We start from the raw sequence: 14257 nt of genomic DNA, 5'->3' as shown, positions 1-14257 counted from the left end.
TCCGTGCTCAGAAGACCAACTCGCCGATTCCCAGCAGGTTTCCTTCGCTGTCACGGAACCAGGCACCGCGTTCGCCCCGTGCGCCCTTGCTCGGATAGTTGCCCTCGATCTCGGCGATGCCGTTCGTGGTGCGGAGTCCAGGAACGTCCACCTCCTCGAACACCACTCCACGCCGCTTCAATTCCGATACGGCCGTGTCGATGTCGTCGACCTCCAGGGCCATCTGGGTGAAGGTCCCGGGGGAGGCTCCCGTGGATTGGAACACGACGAAGTCCACGCCCGCGCACCGATACAGCAGCCCACCCGGACGCTCGTCGACGGGCTCCAGACCGAGTTGCTCGGAATAGAAACGCCGTGCCCGGTCCAGGTCCTGGGCCGGGAGCCTCGTCGCCACACGCGCCCCGGCCAGAATGTTTCTGTCGTCTGCGTTCATGTCTCCACTGTGCCTGCCGTACTCGCCATGTCGACGAGGTCGGCGAGCGTGTTCGCGAGGGCGTCGAGGCCGGGGCCCGCCGGGCCGCCCGGTTCGGACATGTAGACGTCCCGGCGGATCTCGATCATCAGGGCGCTGACCCGGGGGTCGATCCCGTAGTACTTCAGCGGGACGTACGTTCCCTCGAAGGGGCTGTTGATGCCCGTACCGCCGAAGCCCGCGAACGCCTTCTCGGCGTGGGCCAGCAGATCGGCCGGGGTGTGGAAGGCGTCCCGTCCCAGGCAGATGGGCGGCCGGGGGCCGTCACCGTGCAGTTCGTAGGGCAGGCGCTCGGTCGGGTAGGAGTGGACGTCGATGATCACGGCCCGTCCGACTGCTTCCAGCCGCTGCGTCACTGCGTCCGTGACGGCGGCCGCGTACGGGTGGAAGTAGCGCTCGACGAGGTGCTGTCCGTCGTGGTCGGCCGGGCGGAGCGCCTCCCTGTGCGTGGTCCGGGTGTAGACCGCGCCCATCCCGACGGCCAGCATCTCCTCACGCTCGTCCGGGAACCGTTCGGGGTCGACGACCAGCCGGGACAACTCGTTGACGAACTGCCACGGCCCCGTGGCGCAGCGCTCAGCTGCCGTCGACGCGATCCGGGCGGTGTGCGAGTCGGTGATGTGGTCCAACTCCCTTTCCAGCGCTGCATCTTCGAGCACGATGCCGCTCCGCACGTCCGGCGGGATCACCCGCGAGGAGTGCGGGACGTGCAGGATCACAGGGGAGTCCGGCGCGCCGGCCACGAGACGGTAGGAAGCCGGCACGTCGTTCATTCAGGAGCCCTCGATGCGTGAGCGTGGCGGGTGTGGGTGCAGGTGCGAGTGCGGGTCATGCGTCGAAGCATGTGCACCTTTCCTACTACACCAGTCGGCCGAGCTGGAGGGGTGCGCGGGCCGCGCAGCGAACCGGCGGGAGTGGTCCCCCTCCAGCAGCGTCCGACCTACAAGCCGTCGCGGACCATGGCTGCGACGATCTGGACGTGGCGATTGGCCGCCGTGTTCGAGAACTCGTTCTCGTAGTTCAGGCCGTAGGGCCAGAAGTGGCCGCCGCCGGTGGACAGCGTGGCGCCCGAACCGTCGAACTGCTTGACGAGCGCCGTGGCTTGCGCGCCGCGCCAGGTACCGCTGCCTCCGAGGGAGGACCAGCCGGAGCTCGTGCCCACGCCGATGGTGTGGGCGATCTCGTGCAGCGCGGTCCGCTCGGTCATGTAGCCGCGGTTGCCGAAGCGGATGGTGCCGTTGATGTTGCCGTCGGCTGTGGGTACGCCCGGGTCGTAGCGGACGGTGATGGTCTTGCCGAGGTCGCTGACGTTGTTGTACCGGGCGACTGCGGCGTTCATGGCCGTCGTGATGAGGTTGTACGCCGTCTGCTGGTCCTGGGTGGGGTTGGCAGCCCGTTCGAGGGTCCAGGTGATGGTGGCCGCTGCCACCTGTTCCCTCTGTTCCCTGGGAGCCGGGGTTGCCTGGGGCGCGGCCTGCGCGACGCCGGGCCCAGCCAGTAAGGCTCCCGTCAGCGCGGCTATGGCCACCTTCCTTCGCCAGGGCATGGCCGCTCGCTCAGTGGGCTGCGGGGCGTGTCGTGGGCTCATGGAGAAGTACTCCTGTGTGTGTGGGGGGGGTGGAGGTGGTGCTGTCCAGTGCGGAGAGGGCGGCTTGAACAGTCCACGCCGCGGCCCGACATTTCAAGCATCGTTCGAGATATCGATCTGACGTCGCGCTGTCGAACCTCCGCAAGTATCCAGCCGGTGAGAGCGACGTCAAGTGACCCAGCTCATCCGCCACTTCCCCGGTTTGCTACGCTCCCGTCGCTGCCTGCGAGGGAAGTCCGGTGAGAATCCGGCGCTGACCCGCAACGGTGTGCGTGGCGAACCAGTGGTTCGTCGCGTGAGCCCGATCGCCCGTAGGTGGTGCGACCCGTTGACTGCTCGCCGTGGACTGCGAGAGGGGACCGCACGGCCGGCGTGTCGTACGGGCTGCCTCTTTTACTGACGTTCAGGCGGCCTCAGATGAAGGACCGCCCCGACCGTGCGCCGAAGTCCGAGCTTGAGCCGGAAGCCGAACCTGAGCCGGATCTCGAGCCGGGTCCCGAGCCGAATATCGGTCGTGCCGTTGGTCGTTGGGCTGGGTCTGCTGCTCCTCGTGTCGATCGTGTGCGGGGTGGCTCTGGGGGCCGCTGGGGTCGGCTGGGCGGACGTGCAGCGATTTCTGTGGGCGGGGTTCACCGGCGGGACGGTGCATGCCGGGGACGTCGCCGCGTACACCATCGTCTGGGAGATCCGTCTGCCGCGTGTCGTGCTCGGTGCCGTCGTCGGAGCGGGGCTCGCGGCGGTCGGTGTGGCGGTGCAGGCGATGGTGCGCAACGCGCTCGCCGATCCGTTCGTGCTGGGTATCTCCTCGGGCGCGGCCGTGGGTGCCAACGCCGTGATCCTGCTGGGGGCATTCGCGGGGCTGGGGGTCTGGGCGCTGTCGTTGTCGGCGTTCGTGTCGGCTCTCGCGGCGATGGTGCTGGTGTACTCCGTGGCCCGGTCGCCGCACGGGCTGACGCCGCTGCGGCTGATTCTGACGGGGACGGCGCTGGCGTACGGCTTCGAGGCCGTCACCACGGTGATGGTGTTCGGCGCGGCCCGGGGCGAGGCGGCCAGGTCGGCGATGATGTGGCTGCTGGGGAGCCTGGGCGGCGCGACATGGGCACAGGTGCCGCTCGCCGCCGTGACCGTGGCGGCCGGGTGGGCGTGGCTGCGGTGGCGCGCCGAGGCGCTCAACGCGCTTGCCATGGGTGACGAGACCTCGGCCGCGCTCGGTGTCCAACCCGGGCGGCTGCGACGGGAGTTGTTCCTTGTCAGCGCCGCCGTGACCGGGACCGTGGTCGCGGTCAGCGGAGCCATCGGATTCGTCGGACTGATGGTGCCGCATGTCGTGCGGATGCTGGTCGGTGCCGATCACCGGCGGGTGCTGGCCGTGGCTCCGCTCGCCGGCGCGGTCCTGCTCGTGTGGGCGGATCTGCTGTCACGGCTGCTGCTGGCGCCCGCCGAGCTGCCTGTCGGGGTGATCACGGCGGTGGTCGGTGTGCCCGCCTTCCTGCTGTTGATGCGGCGCGGCGGCTATGCCTTCGGGGGCCGCTGATGGCCACCGGGAGCGACTTGCGGAGGGTGGGCGGTCATGCGGCTTGACCTGGAGGGTGTTGCGGTCGAGGCCGCCGGGGTCCGGCTGGTCGACGACGTCCAACTTGCCGTGGAGAGCGGGGCGTTCGTCGGTCTTGTCGGTCCGAACGGGAGCGGCAAGTCCACACTCCTGCGCTGCGTGTACCGGGCGCTGAGTCCGGCGGCGGGCACCATACGGCTCGACGGGGACGACGTGCACGCCATGTCGCCCCGGGCCGCCGCCCGGGTGCTGGCCGCACTGCCGCAGGAGTCGTCGGCCGAGTTCGACTTCACCGTCGCCGAGGTGGTCGACATGGGCCGGCTGCCGCACCGGGACCGTACGGCCGCCGGGGACCGTTCCGTGTGCGCGGACGCCATGGCCCGCACGGGTGTCACACACCTCGCCGAGCGCGGGTTCCTCGCGCTGTCCGGCGGTGAGAAACAGCGCGTCCTCATCGCCCGCGCCCTCGCCCAGCAGCCCAGGGTTCTCGTCCTCGACGAACCCACCAACCACCTCGACATCGCCCACCAGTTGGACGTGCTCTCGCTGGTGCGGGCCAGCGGCCTGACCGTGCTCGCCGCACTGCACGACCTCAACCTGGCCGCCGCGCACTGCGATCTCCTGTACGTCATCGACGGCGGCCGGATCGTCACCTCGGGACCGCCGCACGACGTCCTCCAACCGGAGCTGCTCGCCGGGGTGTTCGGGGTCCGCGCCCATCCCGTACGGCATCCGGAGACCGGCGCCGTCCAACTCCTCTTCGACCGGCTCCCGCTCACCACCCCGTAAGGATCCCCATGCGCAAGTTCCTCGCCGCTGCCCTCTGCCTCGCCGCGACCGTCACAGCCACCGGCTGCGGTGCCAGTGTCGAGTCGTCCGGGGACGCGAAGTCCTCGTCGGTCAGCCTGACCAACTGCGGCCGGAAGGTGACGTACGACAAGGTCCCGGAGCGTGTCGTCACGAACGACGTCGGGATCACGGAGCTGATGTTCGCGCTCGGCCTTGAGGACCGCATGGGCGGGTTCGCCATGCCCGACGACAAGGGCGATCTGAGCGGCGTGCCCTGGAAGGACGGCTACGACAAGGTGAAGTGGCTGTCGAAGGACCAACTCACCAAGGAGAACGTCCTCGACGCCCGCGCCGACCTCGTCTTCGCCGGCTGGAACTACGGCTTCCGCGACGACAGCGGCTTCACGCCCGAGGCGCTGGAGAAGCTCGGCGTCCCCTCGTACATCCTCACCGAGTCCTGCCGCAACGGCCGTACCAAGACCTCGCGCGGCCTCATGCCTCCCCTGGACGCCCTCTACACCGACCTCACCAACCTCGGGAAGCTGTTCGGCGTCGAGAAGCGGGCGGCCGCGCTGATCGCCGACTTCAAGAAGCAGATCGCCGACGTACGGGCGAAGGCCCCCGAGGGCGCCGAGCGGCCCAAGGTCTTCCTCTACGACAGTGGCCAGGACCAGCCCTTCACCTCCGGCCGTTACGCCGCCCCCGAGCAAATCATCAGCGAGGCGGGCGGGGTCAACGTCATGCACGACATCGCCGACTCCTGGACCACCATCGGCTGGGAGAGCGTCGTGGAGCGCGACCCGGATGTCATCGTGATCTGCAACTACGGGGACGTGAGCGCCGAGCAGAAGAAGAAGTTCCTGCTGTCCTACGCCCCGCTGCGCAACGTCTCCGCCGTCAAGCACCGGCGGATCTTCGTCCTCGACTATGTCGACCTCGTCGAGAGCCCGCGCAACCCGGCGGCCATCGCCCGCCTCGGTGCGTACCTGCGGACGACGGTCGAGTGACCTTGCCCATGCCATAGCCCGAGCCCGTGCCATAGCCCTGGCCCTTAAGAAGGTCCGTCGGACGGAATACTCTGCTGGTATGAGCGAACGAGGAATGCAGGAGCTGGCTCTGCTGCTGCTCACGGCGCTGGCGGATGCGCCTCGGCACGGATACGCCGTCGCCCAGGAGGTCAAAGCCATCACCGACGGCCGGGTGGTGCCGCGTACCGGGGCGCTGTACGGGGCTCTGGACCGGCTGTTGGCGGAGGGTCTGATCAAGGTGGAGCGTGAGGAGGTGGTGGACGGACGGGCACGCCGGATCTTCGCTCTCGCTCCCGCCGGGCGGCAGAGGCTGGAGGCCGAGGCGGAGCGGCTGGCTGCCACGGCCCGGGAGGTCAGGCGGCGTCTGGGCACCGGCGGCGCGGCGGCGCCGGCGTGACCGATCCCCTGCTCCGTCTGTATCCGGCCGCATACCGGGCCGGCTACGGGCAGGAAATCGTCGATGTGCACCGGGAGATGACGGCGGACATGCCGCGCGCGGCTCGACTGCGTGCGGACGCCGACCTGGCCGCGCACGCCGTGCGGGTTCGGCTGGGCCTCGACTCCGCGTCGCCCGCGGGTCGCTTCTTCGCCCTGGCTGCCCCGTTCGCTCTGGCGGCCGGTGCGGTGGACGCCGGGCTGCACCTGACGCGCTGGTACGCGGGACTCGTTCGCTCGCCCGCCCCGGTGTGGATCCAGCTCTCCACGATGGATGGCGCCCGGGCCGCGTACTTACTGCTCTCACTGCTGGTGTGCCTCGGCGCGGTCATCGCCCTGACCGGGCGGTGGCTGCCGGGTGCGGCCATGGCCGTGTGCGGGTTGCTGGGGACGGCCGTGCAGTGGGCTGTCGCCACGCCCTCGCCCGGCGAGGGGGCGATCGCTCCTGTCACCGCGGCCCTGCTGACCTCCGCCGTGGTGCTCAGCTGCCCGCCTGATCGACGTGGTGACAGGCAACTGTCCACGGCAGCCGGAGTGATGGCCGCCGCGGCGTGGTTTCCCGTCGTGGTCGTGGACACCGGGGCCTTCGGCGTGACGACGGACTACGGCGCCTGGCCGATGCTGGTGCTCGCCCTCACGGGGGCCGTCCTCGCCGTGCGGGCGCGTTCCTCCGGTCTGCGTGAGTTGGGGGCGATGGCGGCGGCCTGTTCCCCTCTGGTCGCCCACGCCTACACGGATGCCTGGCTGGAACTCCGGCCTGTACTGGGACTGTTCCTCCTGCTGCCGGCCGCTGCCGCGCTCACCGCGTGCTTCCAGGCGGTTCGCCGCCGGCGCTGACACAGCCGTTTCGACGCTGATACAGCCGCATCTCTGCCGCCGACGGCCACTGGCGATTCACCCATGCTTGCGATAGTCCGTTGAAGTGAATACTCTCTGGTGTTCTATTCGTGCGTTCTTTCCGGGTCAGAGAAGATCACCGAATTGCCGTTCACCGTGTCCCATCCCGCCGCCGTGCTACCGCTGATGCGGCGGCCGTTCGTTCCGGCCTCTCTGGTCGCGGGCGCCGTCGCACCCGACGTCCCGTACTTCCTCGCCCGCCTCGGCATGTCGGAGACGAGCCCTCAGGACTGGTACGGGCCGCTCCTCAATGCCACGGAGACCCACTCGTTCGATGCGGGCCTGCTGGTCAACATGCCCTTTGCTGTCGGCCTGGTCGCCGCCTACCGGATGCTGCGCGCACCGGTCACCGCCCTACTGCCGGCCGGCCTCGGCCTTCCGGAACCCGAGCGGGTACCGGGCCTGCGCGCCAAGGCCCGTTACACCATGTGGCTGCTGATCTCGGCACTGATCGGTATCGCCTCCCACCTGGCATGGGACTCCTTCACACACGGCGACGGCTTCCTGGTCACCCACGTGGAGGCGCTACGCGCCTCGGCCCTGGGCGGCCTGACGGTCGCTCGGCTGCTGCAGTACGTGAGCACCGCCTTCGGCCTGGTGGCCGTCGCCGTGCATCTTTGGCGGCGTCGCGGCCGACTTCGTACGCAGGGCGGCGCTGTGGCCCGCCTGGGTCCTGTCATGCGGTGGAGCGTGGTGGGTCTGCTTGTCCTGTCCCCCGTGGTGGGCGGTGCCGTGGACGCCCGCGCCGACTTCAACGCCTACCGCCATGTGACCGAAGTGGACTACAGCCGCCCCACCACCGTCGACCTGGGCGACGGCGCGAGCGAGACCACGTACCCGTCCACCACTGACCGGGCTCCCTGGGGCACCCTCGCCGAAGGCGTGCTGACGGGCGTCGCCACGAGAGCAGGCGCCTCATTCGCGGTCGCTCTGCTCCTGTACGCCACTGCCTGGCAGATCGGGACTGTCACCCGTCGCCCGGCGAGGAGGACCGGCTCCGCACTCTCGGTCCGATCCTCCGCGCCGCCGCCCTCTGGGTGACCCGCCACCTGACCGCGGCCGCGAGGCCGGTGCGGGCACGGCTCGCCGACCCGCACGGCGTGTTCTGCCGGAGTCTCAGCTCTTCGTCCGGGCGGCCTTCCAGGCGCGGTAGTGCTGCTCGGGCGCGTCGGTGAAGGAGGCATGGCGGGGGCGCCAGCCGAGCAGGCGGTGGGCCTTGACGCTGGTGACGAGTTCGTCCTGGTCGGCAGCCATCTGCATCATGCCGCCCGCTTCAGCGGTCTCCAGGCTGATCTCGCCGGTGAAGCCGGTGGCACGGACTGCGGTCTGCTGTATGTCCAGAGCGCGCAGACGCTGGTCGTCGGCGATGACAAAGGTCTCGCCGTCGACGGCTGTGGGGTTGTCGAGGATACGGACGTAGGCGTCGGCGAGGTCGTCGACGTGGACCCAGCTCCAGCGTTTGGTGGTGTCGCCGTAGAAGACGGGCTTGCCCTCCTCGGCGGCGGCGAACCACTGGCCGGTCATGGAGGTGGTGGCCGGGCCGCCGTACATGAAGCCGGGACGGACCACGGTGTGCGCGAGACCGCCGGCGGCCAGTTCCTTTTCCAGGGCGAAGCGGAACCCGATGGGGCTTTCGGGATTGCCGGGGGTGTTCTCGTCCATGAGCGCCAGACCGGTGCGGCCGTAGGAGGAGATGCCGGTCGTGAAGACCAGGTGGCGGCGGCGTCCGTCGCGCTCCTGCGCCGCGGCCAGTTCAGCGAACAGCCGCTGGTCGCCGCCGACGGGGTCGCTCATGTCCATGAGCAGGTGCACCACCGCATCCGTGCCCTCCAAGAGGGCGCGCCATGTCTCGGGCCGGGAGAAGTCGCCCCGTACGGGGGTGACTTCGTTGACGGCGAGCTCCCGGGCGGCCGGGCCGTCGGTGTCGCGGGCCAGGCCGAGGACGGTGTGTCCCGCGCGGGAGAGGGCGGTGGAGACGCGGCGGCCGGCGTAGCCGGTGGCGCCGATGACGAGGACCTGCATGACAACGTGCTCCGTTCGGTGTGGGGCGGTGTGGTTTCCGGAGTCAGACGGCCGGGGTGGTGGTGAAGAAGCGGGCCAGGCGTTCGGCGGTCCATTGCGGGTTGTCGGCGGCGAAGGTGTGCCCTGCGCCGGGGGCGATGTCCGCGCGCACATCGGTCGCCGCGTGGCGGGCGCCGTCCAGCAGGACCCCTTGGGGCAGGCCGTGTTCGCCGTTCAGGACGAGGACCGGCATCCCGACCGGACCGTTCGCGCGGGCCGCTCGGCCGTCCTCGACGAGCGTGGCGTAGTGCTCGAAACCGCCGCGCATCGAGTCGGGCGCGGTGTAGACGCGCAGGAGGTCGGCGCGGTCGGCGTCCGTGATGCCGCCGCGGGTCATCATCGACCAGAACCCGCCCAGGTACGGCTCCTCCTTGCCGTCGGTGAGCATCGCGGCCAGGTCGCTCTGTGCGTGGAAGCCGAAGTGCCACGAGCCTCCGGTGGCATGGTTCATATGGTCTTCGAGGCCGTAACCGGGCAGGAACGCCTCGCTGAGCACAAGGCGGGTCACCTCCTGCGGATACGCCTGAGCCCAGGCGTGAGCGGTCATCGCGCCGACATCCGTGCCGACCACGTGCGCCTCGTCGTGCCCCAGGTGGTGGAGGAGCTGGTGGAGGTCCTCGGCCTCGTCGCGTTTGGTCCAGTGCCCGGCCGGGATCGAGGAGTCACCGGATCCGCGAAGATCCGGCGCGATGACGGTGAAGCCCCGCTCGGCGAGCAGCGGCATCAGCGCGCGCCACTCGATCCAGCTGAACGGCCAGCCGTGCAGCAGCACGACGGCGGGTCCGGACCCGCCGCTCACGTAGTGCAGCTGAACGCCGTTGACCTCCGCGGATCGGTGGCTGAAGCCGGCCGGCACCTCGATCTGAGCCGAGGAATCGGGTGATGTGGGCGCTGCCGGTGATGTGGGTGGCATGCGGGAGCCTCCAAAGTTGCTTGCTTCAGCAACAATGACTCCTGATTGCTTGCTTCGTCAAATAGACTGGGCGCATGCCTGCCGATACCGACCCCGCACCCTTGTCCCCGGACGAGCTTCAGCTCTGGCAGAGCCTGGGGCGCCTCGTCCACGCGCTGCCCCGCGCACTGGAGGACGACATGTCCCGAACCGGCGTCACCATGACCGAGTTCGCCGCCCTGCTGCTCCTCAGCTCCGCCCCCGACAGGCGCATGCGCATGTCCGCGCTGGCCGACGCCGCCGGACTCACCCCCTCGCGCATCACCCGCGTCGTCGACGGCCTGAGCAAGCACGGGCTGGTCCGCAAGGAGCGCCACGGCGAGGACGGCCGGGGCAACGACGCCATACTCACCGAGTCAGGACTCCACGCCATGGAGGCGGCGCAGCCCGCCCATCTGGCCAGCGCCCGTCGCCGCTTCCTGGACCAGATCCCCGACGAACTCGTCCCCGCTCTCGCCAGCACCTTCGCGAACCTCGCCGACTCGCTGTCCCAACTTGGCCGAACAGCGCCCTGACTCGCCCGCCGCGCCTGGCAGACCGAGGAGCCATGGACGTCCTTGCCAGTCAGTGCTGCGGCCGTGCGGCGGCGTGGGCGTCGGCGAAGTCCCAGAGCACCGGCAGAAATTGCCCGGGGGTCTCGGCCTGGGGCATGTGGCCTGTGCCCTCCAGCAGACGGAACTCCGCGTCAGGGATGGCCTGTGCGTACGCCCGCCCGTAGTCGGCGTCCACGACCCGGTCGCTCGCGCCCCAAGCGACCAGGGTGGGATGGGTGACCTTGGCCAGGCGGTCGGTCAGGGTGGGGTCGGCCATGGCGTGTGGGCCCGAATAGACCTGCAGGGTGGCCCGGTTGGCGGCCATCACCGCGCGCTGCGCCTCGGTCAGCGCGCTGGGGTCGAAGCGGAACTTCGAGGGGTCGTGGAAGGAGAGGCGGGACAGTTCGACGGGCGTCAGGGAGAAGGTGTCGGCTATCGGGTGGCCGGGGACATGGATGCCGACCGCGTTGACGAGGGTGACGCTGCTGATCCGGTCACTGCCCAGGGCCGCCAGTTCGGCGGCGATCCAGCCACCGATCGAGTTGCCGACAACGGTGACGTCGCGCAGGTCGAGTGCGTCGAGCAGCCGCGCGTAGATCTGGGCCAGGGTCGTGACGTCCGTCAGCCAGTCGGGCCGATCGGTGCTGTCGAAGCCGGGGTGGACCGGGGTGAACACCCTGGCCGGCCGCTGCTCGGCCAGAAGCCCGGCGAACGGGCCGACGGTCTGCGGGCCACCGCCTCCGTGCAGGAGCAGGAAGGGGCGCCCTTGCTGTCCGTGGAGGTCGACGGTCACGTCGAGAGTGCCCTGGTCGAGCGTGAGGGTGTGGGTGCTGCGGGTCATTCGATGCTCCTCAAGTGGGCTGTGTCGTAAGGAAGTTGGGCGCGATCACGCGAAGTCGGTCGCCGGGACCGTGGCGTAGCGGCGCATGACCTCGACCGTCGAGTCCGGGGTCGGTTCCCGGCCGTCGGCGATCATGTTCCGCAGGTCGCGGAAGTACTGGACGTACAGGTCGGGCGTGAAGGTGTTGATCATCACCGCGGGCGTGTCGCCGAGGTTGGCGAAGGTGTGCGGGGCGCCGGGCGGGATCATGGCAAGCGTGCCGGCCGGGGCGGTGTGGGTGGTTTCCCCGATGGTGAAGTGCACGGTGCCGGAGACGACGTAGAAGCCCTCGTCGTGCTGTGCGTGGCGGTGCTGCGGCGGGCCCTGGGTGCGCGGGGCGAGCGTGATCTCGCCGATTCCGAGGCGGTGCCCGGTGGTGGTGCCGTCCTCAAGGATGCGCATCTGTATGGGGCCCAGCTGGATCTTCTCACCGTCGTCCGGGCCGACCACGGAAACCGTGCTCATGGTTCCTCCTGCGCGAGTCCTTCGTGAGAGTTGACTCTCACGAGACTAGAGACGTCGAGCCTCGTTGTGCAAGTGAACTCTCATGACGAGTGTCGACTGCTAAAATGCGTGTGAGTCAACAGGAGGAGTGCCACGATGACGGCGCAGACGGGTACCGGCCGCACCAACCAGAAGCAGCGCACACGGATGGCGATCGTGGCGGCCGCCCGGGAACTCATCGGCACGGGCGCCGAGGTGACCATGCCCGTGATCGCCCGGGCGGCCCTGGTTTCCGAGGCGACCGCCTACCGGTACTTCCCCGACCTCCCCTCGCTCATCAGCGAGGCCCTCGTCGGTGTCTGGCCGCCCCCCGCCGAAGCGCTCGCACCGGTCGCCGGCTCCTCGGACCCCGTCGAACGCGTCGCTTTCGCCTGCGAGTTCCTGCTGCGCGGTATTCACACCCGCCAGGGCTCGGTCCGCGCGATGATCGCCGCCACCATCACCCGGCCGGAGACGGTGACCACGCGCCCGGGGATCCGCTTCGGGCTCATCGACCATGCGCTCCTCCCGTTGGAGGACACCCTCGGCGCGACGGACCCGGAAGCCTTCGCGCAGCTCAAGCGCGACCTCGCGGTGGTCGTGAGCGCCGAGGCGTTCTTCACCCTCACCGATCTGTGCGGCCTCGGCCCCGACGCGGCCATCACCAGTGCCGTACGGACCGCGAGCACCCTCACCGAGGCGGCGGTGCGCTCGATCGCGTAGCGCGCGTTGCGGCCGACCGCCCGGAATGCCGCGGACCGCAGTTCGAGGCCCTCGGCCTGGACACGGTTGCGCAGTCGCAGTTTGTCCGTGACGGAGGGTACGTCTCGCTCGCGGGGCGTGAGGGTAGTCAGAATGCCTGGGCCCAGGGCAATCGAGGCGTCCTCGACCCCGCCCACTGAATCGGCGCCGACCCGGCTGAAGCAGAACTGACCGGCACCGCAGGCGCGTTCAACGCGTCTATTCAACACGTCCGTTCTGCACGTCCGTCCTGTACGTCCGTCCTGCGCATCCGCCCTTCGCGTTCGCCCTTCGCCTCCGCCCTTCGTTCAAGGAGCGACATGACCATCGCAACCGACGTCCGCGCCTCCGTCGCCCCGTCCGGCCGAGCAGACCGCATCGGTCGCGGGCTCGCGGCCTTCGCCTCACTCGCGACGGTCGGCGCCTTCGCCGACGGAATCATCAGGATGACCAACGCGGCCGACGACCGCCTCTGGGTCGAAGCCTGGCGAACGTTCACCTACGCCGTCTTCGTCGGACTCTTCGCCCTGCTCGCGGCCAGGCCTCGCCAAGCACCGGCCATCTGGGAGCTGGTGCTCGCCAGCAAGACCGCCCTCGTCGTGTTCGCCGTGGTGGTCGGCGACATTCCCGAGGCACGCTTGGCCGGCATGGTCGACTTCGCCCTCGTCGTGGTCCTCGCACTGGCCTACGTACTGACCCGCGGCTGGCAGGCCTGGCAACTCGGGACCACCGACCCGACCCGTGGGGAAGCAGCCGTTGCCTCCGGAGGGCAGACGTCCTCGCCCGCGCCGCCCCTTCAGCCCCCGGTCCCCGGATAGGTCCTCGACAGGATTGCCCCTGGGGCCCGTGAGAAGCAGACACGGGCCCCGATCGGCCACCCGTTGTTACCCGAACTGGCCGGGCTGGTAGTCGCCGGCGGGCTGCTGGACCATGACGTTCAGACGGTTGAAGGCGTTGATGATGGCGATGATCGACACCAGAGAGGCGAGCTGCTCCTCGTCGTAGTACTTGGCGGCGTTCGCCCAGGCCTCGTCCGTGACCCCACCGGCCGCGTCGGCGATGCGGGTGCCCTGTTCCGTCAGTTCCAGGGCCGCTCGCTCGGCGTCGGTGAACACCGTGGCCTCTCGCCAGGCCGCGACCAGGTTGAGGCGTACCGAGGTCTCCCCCGCGTGGGCGGCGTCCTTGGTGTGCATGTCGGTGCAGAAGCCGCAGCCGTTGATCTGGCTGGCGCGGAGCCTGACCAGTTCCTGGGTCGCGGCCGGCAGTGTCGACTCCCCCATCACCTTGCCCGCCGAGACGATGTGCTTCAGCGACTTGACCGCGAGGGGGATCTCGAAAAGGTTCAGACGGGCTTCCATGGTGCACTCCCTTGCCGTTGTTGGCGGATACACCTCTATGACGGGCCGGCCCGGCGAGATGTGACATCGCCGAATGTGACGCACGTCTCGTGGGGGAGAATCGGGGCACGTCCACTCTCGCCCGTCCGCAGGAGCCGCCCATGTCCATCCGCCGAGTCATGCCCGACGTCCGGTCGGAGGCCATGGAGGAGAGCCGGGACTTCTACGGCCTCCTGGGGTTCGAAGAGGTCATGAACCTGGGCTGGGTCATGACGCTCGCCTCTCCTTCCAACCCCACGGCACAGGTCACCTTCATGAGCCAGGACAAGAGCGCGCCGGTCGTGCCCGACATGAGTGTCGAGGTGGACGACGTGGATGCGGTCCACGCGGCGATGCGAGCGAACGGCGCGGAGATCGTCCACCCCTTGCAGGACGAGGAGTGGGGAGTACGCCGGTTCTTCGTCCGTGACCCCAACGGCAAGGTGGTCAATGTGCTGAGCCACCAATGA

18 protein-coding genes and 1 riboswitch are annotated in these 14257 nt (G+C 69.5%); of the genes, 10 read left to right on the top strand and 8 right to left on the bottom strand.

Going from position 1 to position 14257, the window contains the following annotated elements:
• Positions 1-7: 7 nt before the first annotated feature.
• The 3 genes from ACFWXQ_RS19555 to ACFWXQ_RS19545 all read right to left on the bottom strand — a co-directional run bounded on the left by ACFWXQ_RS19555 (position 8) and on the right by ACFWXQ_RS19545 (position 2018).
• Positions 8-433: a VOC family protein gene (locus ACFWXQ_RS19555; RefSeq protein WP_383955501.1), complete on the bottom strand. Its 426-nt coding sequence runs from the start codon at positions 431-433 to the stop codon at positions 8-10.
• Positions 430-1245: an N-formylglutamate amidohydrolase gene (locus tag ACFWXQ_RS19550; RefSeq protein WP_383955498.1), complete on the bottom strand. Its 816-nt coding sequence runs from the start codon at positions 1243-1245 to the stop codon at positions 430-432. The genes ACFWXQ_RS19555 and ACFWXQ_RS19550 overlap by 4 nt, the downstream gene beginning before the upstream one ends.
• 167 nt (positions 1246-1412) lie before the next feature.
• Positions 1413-2018: a hypothetical protein gene (locus ACFWXQ_RS19545; RefSeq protein WP_384093426.1), complete on the bottom strand. Its 606-nt coding sequence runs from the start codon at positions 2016-2018 to the stop codon at positions 1413-1415.
• Positions 2019-2289: 271 nt separating this feature from the next.
• A riboswitch (cobalamin riboswitch) is annotated at positions 2290-2370 on the top strand.
• 195 nt (positions 2371-2565) lie between these two features.
• On the opposite strand from ACFWXQ_RS19545, the gene ACFWXQ_RS19540 reads away from it, so the two are divergent.
• From ACFWXQ_RS19540 to ACFWXQ_RS19515, 6 genes are all read left to right on the top strand, one after another.
• Positions 2566-3594, top strand: coding sequence for a FecCD family ABC transporter permease (locus ACFWXQ_RS19540; protein ID WP_383942320.1), 1029 nt, complete (start codon positions 2566-2568; stop codon positions 3592-3594).
• 36 nt (positions 3595-3630) lie between these two features.
• Entirely contained in the window at positions 3631-4401 is a 771-nt protein-coding gene (locus ACFWXQ_RS19535) for an ABC transporter ATP-binding protein (protein ID WP_383942313.1), read from the top strand.
• Between the two features lie 8 nt (positions 4402-4409).
• Positions 4410-5408, top strand: a complete 999-nt coding sequence (locus ACFWXQ_RS19530; RefSeq protein WP_383942310.1) for an ABC transporter substrate-binding protein — start codon at positions 4410-4412, stop codon at positions 5406-5408.
• Positions 5409-5487: 79 nt separating this feature from the next.
• Entirely contained in the window at positions 5488-5826 is a 339-nt protein-coding gene (locus ACFWXQ_RS19525; protein ID WP_383942307.1) for a PadR family transcriptional regulator, read from the top strand.
• On the top strand, positions 5823-6701 hold the full coding sequence (locus tag ACFWXQ_RS19520) for a hypothetical protein (RefSeq protein ID WP_383942305.1): 879 nt from the start codon (positions 5823-5825) through the stop codon (positions 6699-6701). Before ACFWXQ_RS19525 ends, ACFWXQ_RS19520 begins: the two co-directional genes overlap by 4 nt.
• A 144-nt stretch (positions 6702-6845) precedes the next feature.
• Entirely contained in the window at positions 6846-7802 is a 957-nt protein-coding gene (locus tag ACFWXQ_RS19515; RefSeq protein WP_383942302.1) for a DUF4184 family protein, read from the top strand.
• A 75-nt stretch (positions 7803-7877) separates the two neighbouring features.
• Here ACFWXQ_RS19515 and ACFWXQ_RS19510 read toward each other — a convergent pair whose 3' ends face one another.
• Positions 7878-8783, bottom strand: a complete 906-nt coding sequence (locus ACFWXQ_RS19510) for an NAD-dependent epimerase/dehydratase family protein (protein WP_383942299.1) — start codon at positions 8781-8783, stop codon at positions 7878-7880.
• 43 nt (positions 8784-8826) lie between these two features.
• Entirely contained in the window at positions 8827-9735 is a 909-nt protein-coding gene (locus ACFWXQ_RS19505; protein WP_383942297.1) for an alpha/beta fold hydrolase, read from the bottom strand.
• Between the two features lie 74 nt (positions 9736-9809).
• On the opposite strand from ACFWXQ_RS19505, the gene ACFWXQ_RS19500 reads away from it, so the two are divergent.
• A complete protein-coding gene (locus ACFWXQ_RS19500) occupies positions 9810-10289 on the top strand; it encodes a MarR family winged helix-turn-helix transcriptional regulator (RefSeq protein ID WP_383942293.1) in 480 nt (159 codons plus the stop codon).
• 49 nt (positions 10290-10338) lie between these two features.
• Here the strand turns inward: ACFWXQ_RS19500 and ACFWXQ_RS19495 are convergent, their stop codons facing one another.
• Entirely contained in the window at positions 10339-11148 is an 810-nt protein-coding gene (locus ACFWXQ_RS19495; RefSeq protein WP_383942290.1) for an alpha/beta fold hydrolase, read from the bottom strand.
• A gap of 45 nt (positions 11149-11193) precedes the next feature.
• Positions 11194-11652 (bottom strand): cupin domain-containing protein, encoded by a 459-nt coding sequence (locus ACFWXQ_RS19490; protein WP_383942287.1) that lies wholly within the window; start codon positions 11650-11652, stop codon positions 11194-11196.
• Between the two features lie 135 nt (positions 11653-11787).
• Between ACFWXQ_RS19490 and ACFWXQ_RS19485 the strand changes: the two genes are divergently transcribed.
• Entirely contained in the window at positions 11788-12393 is a 606-nt protein-coding gene (locus ACFWXQ_RS19485) for a TetR/AcrR family transcriptional regulator (RefSeq protein WP_383942284.1), read from the top strand.
• A gap of 338 nt (positions 12394-12731) precedes the next feature.
• Positions 12732-13229, top strand: a complete 498-nt coding sequence (locus ACFWXQ_RS19480) for a hypothetical protein (RefSeq protein ID WP_383942281.1) — start codon at positions 12732-12734, stop codon at positions 13227-13229.
• Positions 13230-13295: 66 nt separating this feature from the next.
• Here the strand turns inward: ACFWXQ_RS19480 and ACFWXQ_RS19475 are convergent, their stop codons facing one another.
• Positions 13296-13769, bottom strand: a complete 474-nt coding sequence (locus ACFWXQ_RS19475; protein ID WP_383942278.1) for a carboxymuconolactone decarboxylase family protein — start codon at positions 13767-13769, stop codon at positions 13296-13298.
• Positions 13770-13909: 140 nt separating this feature from the next.
• On the opposite strand from ACFWXQ_RS19475, the gene ACFWXQ_RS19470 reads away from it, so the two are divergent.
• Entirely contained in the window at positions 13910-14257 is a 348-nt protein-coding gene (locus tag ACFWXQ_RS19470; RefSeq protein ID WP_383942275.1) for a VOC family protein, read from the top strand.

It is taken from the genome of Streptomyces sp. NPDC058697 (genome assembly GCF_042715345.1).
In the GTDB taxonomy this organism is placed as follows: Bacteria; Actinomycetota; Actinomycetes; order Streptomycetales; family Streptomycetaceae; genus Streptomyces; species Streptomyces liliifuscus.
Note: the sequence above shows the minus strand (reverse complement) of the source record. Positions and strands in the feature narration are given on the sequence as shown.

Excerpts from the sequence above, each read along its gene's own strand:
- ACFWXQ_RS19555 (WP_383955501.1), bottom strand. The coding sequence starts at position 433 with ATGAACGCAGACGACAGAAACATTCTGGCCGGGGCGCGTGTGGCGACG.
- ACFWXQ_RS19550 (WP_383955498.1), bottom strand. The coding sequence starts at position 1,245 with ATGAACGACGTGCCGGCTTCCTACCGTCTCGTGGCCGGCGCGCCGGAC.
- ACFWXQ_RS19545 (WP_384093426.1), bottom strand. The coding sequence starts at position 2,018 with ATGCCCTGGCGAAGGAAGGTGGCCATAGCCGCGCTGACGGGAGCCTTA.
- ACFWXQ_RS19535 (WP_383942313.1), top strand. The coding sequence starts at position 3,631 with ATGCGGCTTGACCTGGAGGGTGTTGCGGTCGAGGCCGCCGGGGTCCGG.
- ACFWXQ_RS19530 (WP_383942310.1), top strand. The coding sequence starts at position 4,410 with ATGCGCAAGTTCCTCGCCGCTGCCCTCTGCCTCGCCGCGACCGTCACA.
- ACFWXQ_RS19525 (WP_383942307.1), top strand. The coding sequence starts at position 5,488 with ATGAGCGAACGAGGAATGCAGGAGCTGGCTCTGCTGCTGCTCACGGCG.
- ACFWXQ_RS19510 (WP_383942299.1), bottom strand. The coding sequence starts at position 8,783 with ATGCAGGTCCTCGTCATCGGCGCCACCGGCTACGCCGGCCGCCGCGTC.
- ACFWXQ_RS19505 (WP_383942297.1), bottom strand. The coding sequence starts at position 9,735 with ATGCCACCCACATCACCGGCAGCGCCCACATCACCCGATTCCTCGGCT.
- ACFWXQ_RS19500 (WP_383942293.1), top strand. The coding sequence starts at position 9,810 with ATGCCTGCCGATACCGACCCCGCACCCTTGTCCCCGGACGAGCTTCAG.
- ACFWXQ_RS19495 (WP_383942290.1), bottom strand. The coding sequence starts at position 11,148 with ATGACCCGCAGCACCCACACCCTCACGCTCGACCAGGGCACTCTCGAC.
- ACFWXQ_RS19490 (WP_383942287.1), bottom strand. The coding sequence starts at position 11,652 with ATGAGCACGGTTTCCGTGGTCGGCCCGGACGACGGTGAGAAGATCCAG.
- ACFWXQ_RS19485 (WP_383942284.1), top strand. The coding sequence starts at position 11,788 with ATGACGGCGCAGACGGGTACCGGCCGCACCAACCAGAAGCAGCGCACA.
- ACFWXQ_RS19480 (WP_383942281.1), top strand. The coding sequence starts at position 12,732 with ATGACCATCGCAACCGACGTCCGCGCCTCCGTCGCCCCGTCCGGCCGA.
- ACFWXQ_RS19475 (WP_383942278.1), bottom strand. The coding sequence starts at position 13,769 with ATGGAAGCCCGTCTGAACCTTTTCGAGATCCCCCTCGCGGTCAAGTCG.
- ACFWXQ_RS19470 (WP_383942275.1), top strand. The coding sequence starts at position 13,910 with ATGTCCATCCGCCGAGTCATGCCCGACGTCCGGTCGGAGGCCATGGAG.